The sequence below is a fragment of the Pseudomonas germanica genome, from assembly GCF_019614655.1.
Taxonomy (GTDB): Bacteria; Pseudomonadota; Gammaproteobacteria; order Pseudomonadales; family Pseudomonadaceae; genus Aquipseudomonas; species Aquipseudomonas neuropathica.
In genome coordinates, this window is sequence record NZ_CP071586.1 from 617,991 (window position 1) to 631,082 (window position 13,092).

13 protein-coding genes are annotated in these 13,092 nt (G+C 58.7%); 4 read left to right on the forward strand and 9 right to left on the reverse strand.

The features are described 5' to 3' along the window. Positions 1-14 precede the first annotated feature (14 nt). Both J0G10_RS02730 and gpmI read right to left on the reverse strand, forming a co-directional pair. Positions 15-1,301, reverse strand: a complete 1,287-nt coding sequence (locus J0G10_RS02730) for a murein hydrolase activator EnvC family protein (RefSeq protein ID WP_095047166.1) — start codon at positions 1,299-1,301, stop codon at positions 15-17. Positions 1,302-1,553: 252 nt separating this feature from the next. Next, entirely contained in the window at positions 1,554-3,083 is a 1,530-nt protein-coding gene (gene gpmI, locus J0G10_RS02735; protein ID WP_220557356.1) for a 2,3-bisphosphoglycerate-independent phosphoglycerate mutase, read from the reverse strand. Positions 3,084-3,236: 153 nt separating this feature from the next. On the opposite strand from gpmI, the gene J0G10_RS02740 reads away from it, so the two are divergent. The 3 genes from J0G10_RS02740 to secB are packed head-to-tail and all read left to right on the forward strand — an operon-like array spanning position 3,237 to position 4,449. Next, on the forward strand, positions 3,237-3,650 hold the full coding sequence (locus J0G10_RS02740; protein WP_083367280.1) for a rhodanese-like domain-containing protein: 414 nt from the start codon (positions 3,237-3,239) through the stop codon (positions 3,648-3,650). A 1-nt stretch (position 3,651) separates the two neighbouring features. Beyond that, on the forward strand, positions 3,652-3,906 hold the full coding sequence (grxC, locus tag J0G10_RS02745) for a glutaredoxin 3 (protein WP_038359971.1): 255 nt from the start codon (positions 3,652-3,654) through the stop codon (positions 3,904-3,906). 57 nt (positions 3,907-3,963) lie between these two features. After that, positions 3,964-4,449, forward strand: a complete 486-nt coding sequence (gene secB / locus J0G10_RS02750; protein ID WP_007909233.1) for a protein-export chaperone SecB — start codon at positions 3,964-3,966, stop codon at positions 4,447-4,449. A 166-nt stretch (positions 4,450-4,615) separates the two neighbouring features. Here the strand turns inward: secB and J0G10_RS02755 are convergent, their stop codons facing one another. Continuing rightward, complete coding sequence (locus J0G10_RS02755) at positions 4,616-5,071, reverse strand: tRNA (cytidine(34)-2'-O)-methyltransferase (RefSeq protein WP_007909235.1); 456 nt, start codon at positions 5,069-5,071, stop codon at positions 4,616-4,618. Between J0G10_RS02755 and J0G10_RS02760 the strand changes: the two genes are divergently transcribed. After that, the gene (locus J0G10_RS02760; protein WP_095047168.1) at positions 5,070-5,507 is read left to right on the forward strand and encodes a hypothetical protein; all 438 of its coding nucleotides are present in this window, start codon (positions 5,070-5,072) and stop codon (positions 5,505-5,507) included. The two genes, J0G10_RS02755 and J0G10_RS02760, sit on opposite strands and share 2 nt — an antisense overlap. A 504-nt stretch (positions 5,508-6,011) precedes the next feature. On the opposite strand, the gene J0G10_RS02765 is transcribed toward J0G10_RS02760, so the two are convergent. The 6 genes from J0G10_RS02765 to glnA form a co-directional block, all read right to left on the reverse strand. Beyond that, positions 6,012-7,165 (reverse strand): IS3 family transposase gene (locus tag J0G10_RS02765; protein WP_320413737.1). Its coding sequence is split into 2 segments (ribosomal slippage): positions 6,012-6,892 and positions 6,892-7,165, totalling 1,155 coding nucleotides; the frame shifts between segments, so codons are not numbered across the junction. Positions 7,166-7,373: 208 nt separating this feature from the next. Continuing rightward, positions 7,374-8,810 (reverse strand): nitrogen regulation protein NR(I), encoded by a 1,437-nt coding sequence (ntrC, locus tag J0G10_RS02770; RefSeq protein ID WP_007909238.1) that lies wholly within the window; start codon positions 8,808-8,810, stop codon positions 7,374-7,376. After that, a complete protein-coding gene (glnL, locus tag J0G10_RS02775; RefSeq protein WP_095047169.1) occupies positions 8,807-9,892 on the reverse strand; it encodes a nitrogen regulation protein NR(II) in 1,086 nt (361 codons plus the stop codon). The genes ntrC and glnL overlap by 4 nt, the downstream gene beginning before the upstream one ends. A gap of 231 nt (positions 9,893-10,123) precedes the next feature. After that, on the reverse strand, positions 10,124-10,747 hold the full coding sequence (locus J0G10_RS02780; protein ID WP_220557359.1) for a DUF4124 domain-containing protein: 624 nt from the start codon (positions 10,745-10,747) through the stop codon (positions 10,124-10,126). Next, complete coding sequence (locus tag J0G10_RS02785; RefSeq protein WP_220557361.1) at positions 10,744-11,256, reverse strand: DUF4124 domain-containing protein; 513 nt, start codon at positions 11,254-11,256, stop codon at positions 10,744-10,746. Before J0G10_RS02785 ends, J0G10_RS02780 begins: the two co-directional genes overlap by 4 nt. Before the next feature lie 284 nt (positions 11,257-11,540). Then, the gene (gene glnA, locus J0G10_RS02790; RefSeq protein WP_007909254.1) at positions 11,541-12,947 is read right to left on the reverse strand and encodes a type I glutamate--ammonia ligase; all 1,407 of its coding nucleotides are present in this window, start codon (positions 12,945-12,947) and stop codon (positions 11,541-11,543) included. Positions 12,948-13,092: the final 145 nt, after the last annotated feature.

The window sequence follows — 13,092 nt, forward strand, 5'->3', positions numbered from 1 at the left end:
ATTAGGCGGCACGCTTATCCTTGCGCGCGGCACCATTGTGCTGGATCACTCGGGTGACCCTGCTGACGAATTGCGAAATACAGCGCTGATGTGTCCTGGCCGCCACTGTTACCGACAGTGGAGATGGACTCACCGGCTTTAACCACGTCACCGGCCGACTTGAGCAGTGTCTGGTTGTGACCGTAAAGACTCAGAAAACCGTTGCCGTGATCGAGGATCACCAGCAGCCCGGCGCCGCGCAGCCAGTCGGCGAACACCACGCGACCACCGTGTACGGCATGCACCTGGCTGCCGGCGGAGGCGCTGATCATTACGCCGTCCCACTTGGTGCGGGCGTCGTCGCCACGGGATTCGCCGAAGCGTGCCAACAATCGACCATCAACCGGCCACGGAAGTTTTCCCCGGGTTGCAGCAAAAGGGCCACCGAAGGTTTCGCCGCTGCTGGAGACCAGCGCGCCTGGAGTGGATCTGGCGGGTTTTCGTGGGGCGTCACTGTTTTCAGCCTGCGCCTCACGCAAACGCTTTTTTTCCGCTTCCTGCTGGGCGATCAGCGCTTTCTGCCGCGCTTCTTCTGCCTCACGGGCCTGGCGGGCCAGGGTTTCTTCAATGGTTTTAAGGACTTTAGACAGGTCTGCCTGATCTTGCTCGCGAGCGGCGAGTTTCTGGTCGCGGGCCTTCACGTCATCGTTAAGCTTGGCGAGCACTTGCTGGCGTTCCTTGCGGACATTTTCCAGTTCGTCGCGCTGGGTATCGAGGCTGCTTTTCTGTACCAGCAATTGCGCCTGTTGGGCGGCAATGTCTTTTTCGACATTGGCCAGTTGGCGCAGGGTTTCGTTGAAGTTCTTCAGCTGTTCCAGGCGGGCCTGGCTCAGGTAATCGTAATAGGTGAGGGTGCGGGCGAATTTCTCGGGATTCTGCTGGTTGAGCAGCAGCTTGAGGTATTCCTGCCGACCGTTCTGATAGGCCGCGCGGGCCTGAATGGCGATCAGTCGCTGCTGTTCAGTGCGCGCGCTCTGGAGTTTTTTTTTCTCTGCATCGAGTCGCTGCAGCTCGGATTCGCTTTTCTGCAGTTCTTTCTGCAGCGCGTCGACCTGCTTCTGCAGCTTGCCCAGCTCGGTTTCAGTGCCCTTGAGCTCTTTCTGCACGCCGGACTTTTCTTCCTGGACTTTGCTCAGCAGCTTTTTCAGCTCGGCAATGTCCTGACGCGTTGCGTCCAACTGTTGTTGGGTTTGCGTGCGCTCGTCAGCGAAAGCCGGTTGGAGCAGGCAGGTCAGAGCGAGGGCGATCAGGACGCGAAGCATAGAGGCGGGCGGCACCAGGGTAATGGACGGCCTAGTATGCCCGCCCGAGGCTGCAAAAAAAACGCCCAATTGGGGCTGTGTGATAACTGGACCAAGCAATACACCGAATTCCATTTCGAAAACTCCATAAACCACTGTGGGAGCTGGCTTGCCAGCGATGGCGTCTGCACATTCAACATAGATGTTGGCTGTCAGATTGCTATCGCTGGCAAGCCAGCTCCCACAGGGTTTTGTGGTGGTTGATCGGACGGATTACACCAGGATAGACGTGCCGGTCATTTCCGCCGGTTTTTCCAGGCCCAGCAGCTTCAGCATGGTTGGTGCCACGTCCGCCAGCACGCCGCCTTCACGGACCTTGAGGTCGCGCTTGCCGACATAAATGAACGGTACCGGCTCGGTGGTGTGCGCGGTGTGCGCCTGGCCGGTGGATTCATCGGCCATTTGCTCGACGTTGCCGTGGTCAGCGGTGATCAGCGCTTCGCCGCCAACCTTTTCCAGCGCTTCGACAATGCGCCCGACGCAGGTATCAAGGCATTCCACAGCCTTCACGGCCGCGTCGAACACACCGCTATGACCAACCATGTCGCCGTTGGCGTAGTTGACCACGATCACGTCATAGCGCTGGTTTTCGATGGCTTCGACGATACAGTCGGTGACTTCCGGTGCGCTCATTTCCGGCTGCAAGTCGTAGGTGGCGACTTTCGGCGACGGGATCAGGATGCGCTCTTCGCCCGGGAACGGTTCTTCACGACCGCCGGAGAAGAAGAAGGTCACGTGGGCGTATTTTTCGGTTTCAGCGATGCGCAGCTGGGTTTTGCCGTTTTTCGCCAGATAGTCGCCAAGGACGTTTTCCAGGCTGCCCGGGGCGAACGCCGAGGGTGCAGGGATGCTCGCTGCGTATTGGGTCAACATCACAAAACCGGCCAGTTTCGGCTGGCGCGCGCGTTCGAAATCCTTGAAGTCGTCTTCGACGAACACGCGAGTCAGCTCGCGGGCGCGGTCGGCGCGGAAGTTCATGAACACCACTGCGTCGCCGTCTTCGACTTTCACCGGCTCACCGATGGTCGTGGCTTTGACGAATTCGTCGCTCTCGCCGCGAGCGTAAGCAGCCTCCAGACCTTCCTGCGCAGTGGCGGCGTGGAATTCGCTGTTGCCGTCGACGATCAGGTTGTAGGCCTGAGCCACACGGTCCCAGCGGTTGTCACGGTCCATGGCGAAGTAGCGGCCGATGATGCTGGCGATACGGCCCTTGCCCAGTGCCTGGAAGGTCGCATCGAGTAGTTCGATGGACGACGCAGCGCTTTTCGGTGGGGTGTCGCGGCCGTCAAGGAAAGCGTGCAGGTAGATTTTTTCGGCGCCGCGCTTGAAGGCCAGTTCGGCCATGGCGATCAGGTGATCCTGGTGGCTGTGCACGCCGCCATCGGAGAGCAGGCCCATGAAGTGCACGGCTTTGCCGGCGGCCACGGCTTTGTCCACAGCGGCGCAGATGGTCGGGTTCTCGAAGAACTCGCCGTCGCGGATCGCTTTGGTCACGCGGGTAAAGTCCTGATACACCACGCGGCCGGCGCCAAGGTTCATGTGGCCGACTTCGGAGTTGCCCATCTGGCCGTCCGGCAGGCCGACGTCCATGCCGCTGCCCGAAATCAAGCCGTTGGGCACAGTGGCCCACAGGCGATCCAGAACAGGCTTCTTCGCCGCAAAAACGGCGTTGGATTCGGGGCTGTCGCTGTGACCGAAGCCGTCGAGAATCATCAGGACCAAAGGTTTAGGCGTGGTAGTCATGGAATCCACTCGTGGCTAATAAAGAAGAGGGCGATGGAAAAGGGAGTTGGAGTTTAAAGCTAAGTTCCGACCGCGTCACCGCCGGACGGGGTTTGGCCGACCATAGTGGCTGTGTATACTGGCCGACATTTTAACGCCCTGGAACCTCCTTCGATGGTTGCTCACCTGATTGAATTTGCCACTAACCACTACATTCTTGTCGGTATCTTCGTCGTACTGCTGGCTCTGCTGCTGGCGCACACGATGCAGGGCGGCGGTAAAAGCCTGAGCACCGGCGAACTGACCGCGTTGGTCAACAAAGACGCAGGCGTGGTGGTGGACATCCGTCCGGCCAAGGATTTTGCTGCCGGCCACATCGTTGGCGCGGTGAACATTCCCCAGGACAAACTGGCTGCGCGTATCGGCGAGCTGGAAAAACACAAGGCCAAGACCATCATTCTGGTCGACGCGCTGGGCCAGACCGCTGGCACCCACGCCCGCGAGCTGATGAAATCCGGCTTCACCGCCGCCAAGCTGTCCGGCGGTATTTCCAGCTGGAAAGGCGACAACCTGCCGTTGGTGAAGTGATATGAGCGAAGTCATCGTCTACTCCAGCGATTACTGCCCTTATTGCTCGCGAGCCAAATACCTGCTCGAGAACAAAGGCGTGGCCTTCAAAGAGATCAAGGTCGATGGCAAGCCGCAAGTGCGCGCTGAAATGACCCAGAAAGCCGGACGTACGTCCGTGCCGCAGATCTGGATCGGCAGCAAGCACATCGGCGGTTGTGACGATTTGTATGCCCTGGAGCGCGCCGGCAAGCTCGACGCGCTGCTCAAGGCCTGAACGGCTGCACCCACGTACAGCACTCCCTAAAAGACCCAAGATCGATAAGGATCTGAGATGACTGACCAACAGAACACTGCAGCCAGCGAAGAAGAAACCGCACCGCAATTCTCCTTGCAGCGCATCTACGTACGCGACCTGTCCTTCGAAGCCCCGAAAAGCCCGGCGATCTTCCGCCAGCAGTGGGATCCGGCGGTCGCTCTGGATCTGAACACTCGTCAGAAAGCGCTGGAAGGTGATTTTTACGAAGTCGTGCTGACCCTGTCCGTCACCGTGAAAAACGGTGAAGAAGTCGCCTTCATCGCTGAAGTGCAACAGGCCGGTATCTTCCTGATCAAGAACCTGGACGCTGCTTCGATGAGCCACACCCTGGGTGCGTTCTGCCCGAACATCCTGTTCCCGTACGCGCGCGAAACCTTGGACAGCCTGGTGACCCGTGGTTCGTTCCCGGCCCTGATGCTGGCCCCGGTGAACTTCGATGCTCTGTACGCGCAAGAGCTGCAGCGCATGCAGGAAAGCGGCGAGACGCCAACCGTTCAATAAGACGGTCTGGGCTACAAAGAAAAAAGCGCCGTAACAGGCGCTTTTTTCTTGGCTGATCGTTCCTACGCTCCGCGTGGGAATGCCTCTGGGGACGCTCCGCGTCCAGTGACGCGGAGCGTCACGGGCTGCATTCCCACGCAGAGCGTGGGAACGATCAGGTGTGGTGTTACTTGAAGTCGTTCTGGCGCCAGGCTTCGTACACGGCCACCGCCACGGTGTTGGACAGGTTCAGGCTGCGGCAGCCTTCGCGCATCGGCAGGCGCAGGCGCTGTTCCGGCGGCAGCGCGTCGAGCACTTCCGGCGGCAGGCCACGGCTTTCCGGGCCGAAGATGAACGCATCGCCAGGAACAAACGCGGCATCATGAAACGGTCGCGAACCCTTGGTGGTGAACGCAAACAGTCTTGGGTTGCCCAGGCTTTCCAGGCAACTGGCCAGGTCCGCGTGACGTTGCAGCGTGGCATATTCGTGGTAATCGAGACCGGCACGGCGCAGGCGCTTGTCGTCCATCTCGAAGCCCAGCGGTTCGATCAAATGCAGGTGGCAGCCGCTGTTGGCGCACAGCCTGATAACGTTGCCGGTATTCGGCGGAATTTCTGGTTGAAAAAGGATGACGTGAAACATGCACGGCTCCGAAGGTAAAGATGAGCGGCATTCTACGCCGCCTGTGGACAACCGTTCGAAACTATTGCCGCGAGTCATCGGTTCGCTGGCAATTGTCGGCTTGATGATTGGCTTGATGATCGGCCGCCTGACCACGCCGGATCCGACGGTGTTGCAGCAGGTCGAGGTGACGGATCAAGGGTTGGTGGTGTGGTTCAACAACGAGCCCAAGCTGCACGGCGAAATCATCGATGGCACGGTGGCGCTGCTGTTTCAGGCTGAGGGCCCGGCGCAGAAGGGCCAGCTCAAGCTCAATGGCAAAGATGTGAACTGGCGGACGCGAGCGAGTGACGGAGGGTTGTTGCTGACGGTGCTGGCGGCGCGGCCGCTGCAGGGCGATTGGGTCGGCAGTGAGGTCGATGACCGCTGGCGGCTGGAAATCCATCTCCGCGAGTAATAAAAGCGGGAATCCCTGACCTGCCTGTATCAGGGTTCCCAAAAGGATGGACTTCGCTGCTAGCGTCGGTCCGGTGTAAAGAGGGAACCCCCGGCCTGCCTGTACCAAGGATCCCAAAAGGGTGGGCTCGTCGCGTTGCGGTATGAGCCCGGTGTAAAGAGGGGAATCCCCGGCCTGCCTGTACCAAGGTCCCCGAAACGGGTGGTGAATCGAATCACCTGTAAGAGGTATTGCAGGGGGCGTGCCAGGTTTTCATTTGCTGAAACAAAAAAGCTGATCAGAAATACGAAAGCCCCGGAACTCGGGGCTTTTGTGTACTTGGATAATGGTTTTGTCGGTGTTTTCAGAATGAAGGATGCAGATGCGGCTGTGCGCGATCGCGGGTCATTGTGCATTGATGCGGTGCACGGCTGCCCCTCACCCTAGCCCTCTCCCAGAGGGAGAGGGGACTTAGCTGATCTGGTCAAACGATACTGGACACGGTTATAGGGTTTAGGTCATTTCTCATGCTGCCAAGGCTTCCATTGCTACCGGAGTCCGATATCCGTTGTAACTGTGCAGCCTGATCCGATTGTAATAGTGGGTCAGGTAGCGCAACACATCGGTGCTGGCTTCGTCTTCGTTTCGGTAACCAGCCTTGGGTATCCATTCAGATTTCAAACTGCCAAAGAAACGTTCCATCGGAGCGTTATCCCAGCAGTTTCCCCGTCGACTCATGCTTTGTTTTATGCGCATGTCCGCCAGCGTTTCACGAAACACTTTACTGCTGTAATGACAGCCCTGATCCGAATGGAACATTAGGTTTTCAGGGCGTCCTCGCGACTCGAAAGCCATCTTTAACGCTCGACAGGTCAGAGCTGAATCCGGACTTCTGGACATCGCCCAGCCGACGATGCGGCGGGCATGCAGATCAAGTACAGCAGCCAGATAAACCCAGTAAGTACCGGCCCAAATGTAAGTCACGTCGCCACACCACACTCGATTGGGGGCCTCGACATTGAATTTACGCTCCAAATGATTGGGGGCGTATTGCGCCTCCGCACCGCTGGGTTTGTACCGATGCCTGCGCCGTTGCTGGCTCTTCAAACCGAGCTCGCGCATCAGGCTACGAGCCATGTAACGACCTACCGACTCTTTTTCGTTACACAGCGCTTTTGACAGGCTGCGCGCGCCCATTGAGCCGCGACTTTGCTCATGTAATTCGGCAGCCTTGATCTTTAGGCGATCGCGCCCGACATGCACTTTCGCCCGCTGTTTCAGACGCTCGTAATAACTGCTGCGGTTGATGCCAAACACGCCACACAACTCGGATCTTGGATATTGCTCGCTTAACTCCTCGACCAGCCTTACCGATCGAGGGAATCCGACATCAAGAGAGCTGTAGCCTTTTTTAAAATTTCCTTCTCGCGCTCAATCCGTCGAATTGTTGCTTCCAGTTCTTGGATGCGTTGTTGGTCAACGGTCATGGCCTTGGACTTCTCAGGCGTCTTGCCGCTGCGCTCCGCACGCAGTTGTTCAACCCAGCGGCGCAGAGCTGTAGGGCCCACGCCCATTGCTTCACAGGCTTCACTCACCGAATAGTCTTTATCCAAAACCAGGCAAGCCGCATCCCGTTTGAAATCTGTTGAAAAATATCGTCTGGTCAAATCACACCTCATCGTTGGGCGTAGATTAACGCCCTTTAGGGGTGTCCAGAATCATTAAGCCAGATCAAGCGAGTTGCCCGGTCAAAATAAACCGACCTGAAATACCGAGCCGAACTCAGATTTTGAACATCACATAATCGGCTCCCTTCCCCCTCTACCCCTTGGGGGAGAGGGCTGGGGTGAGGGGGATGGATCCTGAGCACACAACAATTCTCAAGCGTTAACCCTCATCCCCCTCATCATCATCCCCGCCATCGACCTTCATCCCCAATTCCTTGATCTTGCGCGTCAGGGTATTGCGCCCCCAACCCAGCAAAACGGCGGCATCGCGACGACGCCCGGCGGTGTGCTTCAAAGCCGTCTCGATCATGATCCGCTCGAACGCCGGTACCGCGCTGTCGAGCAGGCTCGACTGGCCACGCGCCAAGGCCTGATCGGCCCACTGACGCAGTGCTTGCTCCCAATTGGTCACTGGCGCCGAGTCCTGCGGCAGGTTCAGCAGTTCTGGCGGCAGGTCGCTGATGTGCACTTCGCGCCCGGACGCCATCACCGTGATCCAGCGGCACGTATTCTCCAGCTGACGTACGTTGCCGCCCCACGGCAGGTTCTTCAGGTATTCCTCGGTCTCGCTCTTCAGCAGCTTCGGTTCCACCGCCAGCTCTTGCGCCGCGCGGCTGAGGAAGTGCTTGGCCAGGGTCGGGATGTCCTCACGACGATCGGAGAGGCGCGGGATGTGGATGCGGATCACGTTGAGGCGGTGGAACAAGTCCTCACGGAATTTGCCGGCGTGTACCAGGGTTTCCAGATTCTGGTGCGTCGCGGCGATGATGCGCACATCGACTTTCACCGGCACGTGACCGCCGACGCGGTAGAACTCGCCATCGGCCAGAACGCGCAGCAAGCGGGTTTGCGTATCCGCCGGCATGTCGCCGATTTCATCGAGGAACAGCGTGCCGCCGTCAGCCTGTTCAAAGCGGCCGCGACGCAGGTTTGCCGCGCCGGTGAACGCGCCTTTCTCATGGCCGAACAGTTCGGACTCCATAAGATCCTTGGGGATCGCCGCCATGTTCAGCGCGATGAACGGCGAGGCCGCGCGCGGGCTGTGGCGATGCAGGGCGTGGGCGACGAGTTCTTTACCGGTGCCGGATTCGCCGTTGATCAGCACGGTGATGTTGGAGTGGCTCAAGCGACCGATGGCGCGAAACACTTCCTGCATCGCCGGCGCTTCGCCGATGATTTCCGGGGTACGGGTCAGTGCCGGTACGACTTCCAGGCCTTGTTGTTCCTGTGCGTGTTGGTTCGCACGTTTGACCAGCGACACCGCTTCATCAACGTCGAACGGCTTCGGCAAGTATTCGAAAGCGCCGCCCTGATACGAGGCAACAGCGCTGTCCAGATCGGAATGAGCGGTCATGATGATGACCGGCAAGCGTGGATGCTGCTCGCGAATCCGCGCCAGAAGATCCAGACCACTGGCACCCGGCATGCGAATGTCGGAAATGATCACGTCCGGCTGCTGACGGGCCAGGCGACTCATTACGCCATCGGCGCTGTCGAAGCTTTGGGTCGTCATGCCTTCCTGCTGCAAGGCCTTTTCCAGAACCCAACGGATAGAACGGTCGTCATCGACGATCCATACGGTTTCACTACGGCTCATGTCGATGTGGCTCCTTGTTCCAGTGGCAGAAAGATCGAGAACGTGGTGTGGCCTGGATGGCTGTCACACTCGATCAGACCCTGGTGCTGGCTGATGATGTTCTGGGTAATGGCCAGACCGAGTCCGGTACCGTCCGGACGTCCGCTGACCATGGGAAAGAAAATGGTTTCCTGAAGTTCCGCCGGGATCCCCGGCCCGTTGTCGATGATTTCGATCTTGGTCACCAGGCGATGGCGGACGTGGCCGATGGTGAACTGGCGCATGGTCCGGGTACGCAGGCTTATGCGGCCAAGGCGCAATTCGTTCTGGCTGCTGATCGCTTGCATCGCGTTGCGTACGATGTTCAACACCGCCTGAATCATTTGTTCGCGGTCGATCAGCACGTCGGGGATGCTTGGGTCGTAATCACGCACCAAGGTGATGCAGCCCTGGCTTTCCGCTTCGACCAGTTGGCAGACGCGCTCCAGCACTTCATGAACGTTGCACATCGCCAGCGACGGCAGTTTGTTCGAGCCGAGCATGCGGTCGACCAGATTGCGCAGGCGGTCGGCTTCTTCAATGATCACGTTGGTGTAATCGCGCAGACTTTCTTCCGGCAGTTCGCGGGCCAGCAATTGCGCGGCGCCGCGGATGCCACCGAGCGGATTCTTGATCTCGTGAGCGAGGCCGCGTACCAACATCTTGCTGGTTTCCTGCTTGGACAGCTGCGCCTCCTCCTTGGTGATCCGCAGCAAGCGGTCACGCGGATGGACCTCCAGCAGGAGCATGGTCGCGCCATTGCTGAGGATTGGCGTCACCGCGTAATCCACGGTCAACGTCTGGCCAGTGAGGGCGGTAAGCATCGCCTCGCGCTTGGTGAACGGATGCGCCTGCTCCACTGCCTGGCGCAGGGAATTGAGCGCCTCGGTGGATTCGGTGAACAGCTCGCTGATGAACTGTCCATGGCTGCGCTGCCCGCTGATGGCGAGGAGCATCTCCGCCGCCGGGTTCATGTACTCAAGGCGCAATTCGGCGTCGAGCAGGATGGTGGCGGTGGTCAGGTTGTCGAGCAGCAAACGGTGGATTGCGTCGCTAATAGTCATCAGAGCCTCTTTTGGGGGCGGAGCGTGCGCAAGTAACAAGCGTCGGTATCGGGAAAATGCAAAAACCAAACCAAGGCTCCGAAAAGAAGCGTTCAACCCATGAAACAGGCGTTTGACGCTCTTTTGCGTGGCAGTCGGCCAGCGCTCGCGGGTACTTTCGAACCAAAATGGGTTGAGATATGGGTACGGTGCAGTCTTGTGCACCAATATAGTGCGCAAAGCTGAATGGCGTTAGAAGAAACGCAGAAAGGGGTTTTTCGGCTCGGGCGGTTTGTCTTTCAAGGGGCATTCCGGACGGATGCCGTAACCGTCGGTGGTGCACGGCTTGACCTGGCGTTTCTGTGCGAGGGATATGCGTAGCATGTGGAAGGGCTGGTTGGCAGTGCGTTCCACCGTGCGCCCTTCGGCATCGAGGATTTCCACCGAAAGATTGTGGCTGCCACGATCGATGTTGTTTAGCGGGAAGACCGGGCTCAGCCCCGGTTCGCCGGTGGCTTGGCCATCCAGCAGCAGTCGATAACGATGACCTTTTTGCAGGCCCGGTTCGCTGGTGACGCTGACGATGATTTCGCCGGCGCTGCTGCGAATCGTTGCATCGGGTTCAGGTACTAGAATGCGCAGCATGTCGTAGTGGAAGGGCGGTTGCTCTGGGGTTTTTTTTGCAGTCGTGATCGGCACGGCGACGGTGGGGTTTGCGGACATGCGATTGCTGGTCGCGATCGGTACGCGCTTGGCATTGCCACGCGGCTGGTCGGTGTAGACGCGATTACCTTGGGCATCGATATAAGTGAACACCTCAGCCGATGCTTGTAGCGTGAGCAGCGCCAGCACCGCGATCAGCCACGCACGAATCATGGCTTGTGCACCCGCTGTACGCTGAGAGGGACTGGCGCGCTCTGCTGGATGACCGTCTGCCCGTCAATCACCTGCACCGCTAGACGATGTTCGCCGCGATCAACGTTCACCAATTGTAGGATCGGCACGTTGCTCGGCTGGCCGTAAGGCTCATCGTCCAATACCAGCCTTAACTGATGCGGCGGTTGCAGACGCGGCTTGATCAGCACTTGGACGGTGAACGTGCCGTTATTGGCGCGCAGGGCCTCTTCGGTGGGTAGACCAGCGAGTTCAAGAATGTCGTAGGCCTTGCGCGCAGGCTCACGGGTTTCGGTGCTGGATGCAGGCGGTGTACTCGGTGTTTGCGGCTCGACCCTGTTAAGCGGCGGCAACTCCACCGGCTGCGCCCGCACACCATCGGGCGAGTGATCGCTGTAGACCGTGTTGCCGTTGGCATCGGTGTACTTGTAGATCTGCGCGGCGGCGGGCAGGGCGATCAGCAGCAGAATGTAGAGAAAGGTGCGACCCATGAAATCGACCGGGATTGAAAGCGATGGGGTGCAGCATAGGCCAGACGCGGCGGTTGGCCCAACCCGGCAAACATCCAGAGATCATTCAGACACCACAAATCCCTTGTGGGAGCGAGCCTGCTCGCGAATGCGGTGCGTCATTGACAGTGATGGTGACGGATACGACGCTTTCGCGAGCAGGCTCGCTCCCAAGGATCTGCGTGACGCCATAAATCGCGGGCAATAAAAAAGGCCTCCCGAAGGAGGCCTCTTTCACTCACGCCACGTAACGCAGCGCTACCGGATCAGCAGCTGTAGTACAGCTCATATTCCAGTGGGTGTACGAAGGTGCGAACCTTGATTTCTTCTTCCGATTTCAGCGCGATGTAAGCGTCGATGAAGTCGTCGGAGAACACGCCGCCCTTGGTCAGGAACGCGCGGCCCTTGTCCAGCTCTTCCAGGGCTTCTTTCAGGCTGCCGCAAACTTGTGGAATCTCTTTCGCCTCTTCAGGCGGCAGGTCGTACAGGTTTTTGTCAGCTGCGTCGCCTGGGTGGATCTTGTTCTGGATACCGTCCAGACCGGCCATCAGCAGAGCTGCGAAGGCCAGGTACGGGTTGGCAGCCGGATCCGGGAAGCGTGCTTCGATACGGCGGGCTTTCGGGCTCGACACGTAAGGAATACGGATCGAAGCGGAACGGTTGCGAGCCGAGTAGGCCAGCATTACCGGAGCTTCGAAGCCTGGTACCAGACGCTTGTAGGAGTTGGTCGCCGGGTTGGTGAAGCCGTTCAGGGCCTTACCGTGTTTGATGATGCCGCCGATGAAGTACAGAGCGGTATCGGACAGACCGGCATAGCCTTCACCGGCGAAGGTGTTCTTGCCGTCTTTCCAGATCGACATGTGTACGTGCATGCCCGAACCGTTGTCGCCGTACAGTGGCTTCGGCATGAAGGTCGCGGTGCGGCCGTATGCATCAGCAACGTTGTGGACAACGTACTTCAGGGTTTGGGTTTCGTCGGCTTTCTTCACCAGGGTGTTGAACTTAACGCCGATTTCGTTCTGGCCGGCAGTCGCCACTTCGTGGTGGTGAACTTCAACGGTCAGGCCCATTTCTTCCAGTGCGTTGCACATGGAGGTACGGATTTCGTGGTCGTGGTCGAACGGTGGAACCGGGAAGTAGCCGCCTTTGACCCCTGGACGGTGACCCTTGTTGCCGCCTTCGATGTCCTGGTCGGACATCCACGAACCTTGCTCGGAGTAGATCTTGAACATCGAGCCGGAGATGTCCGACTTGAATTTCACCGAGTCAAAGATGAAGAATTCTGGCTCTGGACCAGCGAACACGGTGTCACCGATACCGGTGGCTTTCAGGTGTTCTTCGGCACGCTTGGCGATCGCACGTGGGTCGCGGTCGTAGCCTTGCATGCTCGAAGGTTCGATGATGTCGCACACCAGGATCAGGGTGGCGTCTTCGGTGAACGGGTCGAGAACGGCAGTTTCGTCAACCGGCATCAGGATCATGTCGGAGGCTTCGATGCCTTTCCAGCCAGCGATGGAGGAACCGTCGAACATCTTGCCGACTTCGAAGAAGTCTTCATCCAGCGCATCGCGAGCCGGCATGGTCACGTGGTGCTGAGTGCCTTTGGTGTCCGTGAAGCGCAGATCAATCCACTTGACGTCATGATCTTTGATGAGTTGAACCGTCTTCGACATATGTCCTCCGGGTGGCTTCGGGCTTGGTAGTGGATGCCCTTGAATTTGGGTGATGCCGGCGCGAATACTCTGCCAAGGCAACCTGCCTCACAAGGGAGCAAATTGCATGCCAGTGCCCCAGCATGGGTTTTTTGCCCCAAATTCA

Excerpts from the sequence above, each read along its gene's own strand:
- J0G10_RS02730 (WP_095047166.1), bottom strand. The coding sequence starts at position 1,301 with ATGCTTCGCGTCCTGATCGCCCTCGCTCTGACCTGCCTGCTCCAACCG.
- gpmI (WP_220557356.1), bottom strand. The coding sequence starts at position 3,083 with ATGACTACCACGCCTAAACCTTTGGTCCTGATGATTCTCGACGGCTTC.
- J0G10_RS02740 (WP_083367280.1), top strand. The coding sequence starts at position 3,237 with ATGGTTGCTCACCTGATTGAATTTGCCACTAACCACTACATTCTTGTC.
- grxC (WP_038359971.1), top strand. The coding sequence starts at position 3,652 with ATGAGCGAAGTCATCGTCTACTCCAGCGATTACTGCCCTTATTGCTCG.
- secB (WP_007909233.1), top strand. The coding sequence starts at position 3,964 with ATGACTGACCAACAGAACACTGCAGCCAGCGAAGAAGAAACCGCACCG.
- J0G10_RS02760 (WP_095047168.1), top strand. The coding sequence starts at position 5,070 with ATGCACGGCTCCGAAGGTAAAGATGAGCGGCATTCTACGCCGCCTGTG.
- J0G10_RS02755 (WP_007909235.1), bottom strand. The coding sequence starts at position 5,071 with ATGTTTCACGTCATCCTTTTTCAACCAGAAATTCCGCCGAATACCGGC.
- ntrC (WP_007909238.1), bottom strand. The coding sequence starts at position 8,810 with ATGAGCCGTAGTGAAACCGTATGGATCGTCGATGACGACCGTTCTATC.
- glnL (WP_095047169.1), bottom strand. The coding sequence starts at position 9,892 with ATGACTATTAGCGACGCAATCCACCGTTTGCTGCTCGACAACCTGACC.
- J0G10_RS02780 (WP_220557359.1), bottom strand. The coding sequence starts at position 10,747 with ATGATTCGTGCGTGGCTGATCGCGGTGCTGGCGCTGCTCACGCTACAA.
- J0G10_RS02785 (WP_220557361.1), bottom strand. The coding sequence starts at position 11,256 with ATGGGTCGCACCTTTCTCTACATTCTGCTGCTGATCGCCCTGCCCGCC.
- glnA (WP_007909254.1), bottom strand. The coding sequence starts at position 12,947 with ATGTCGAAGACGGTTCAACTCATCAAAGATCATGACGTCAAGTGGATT.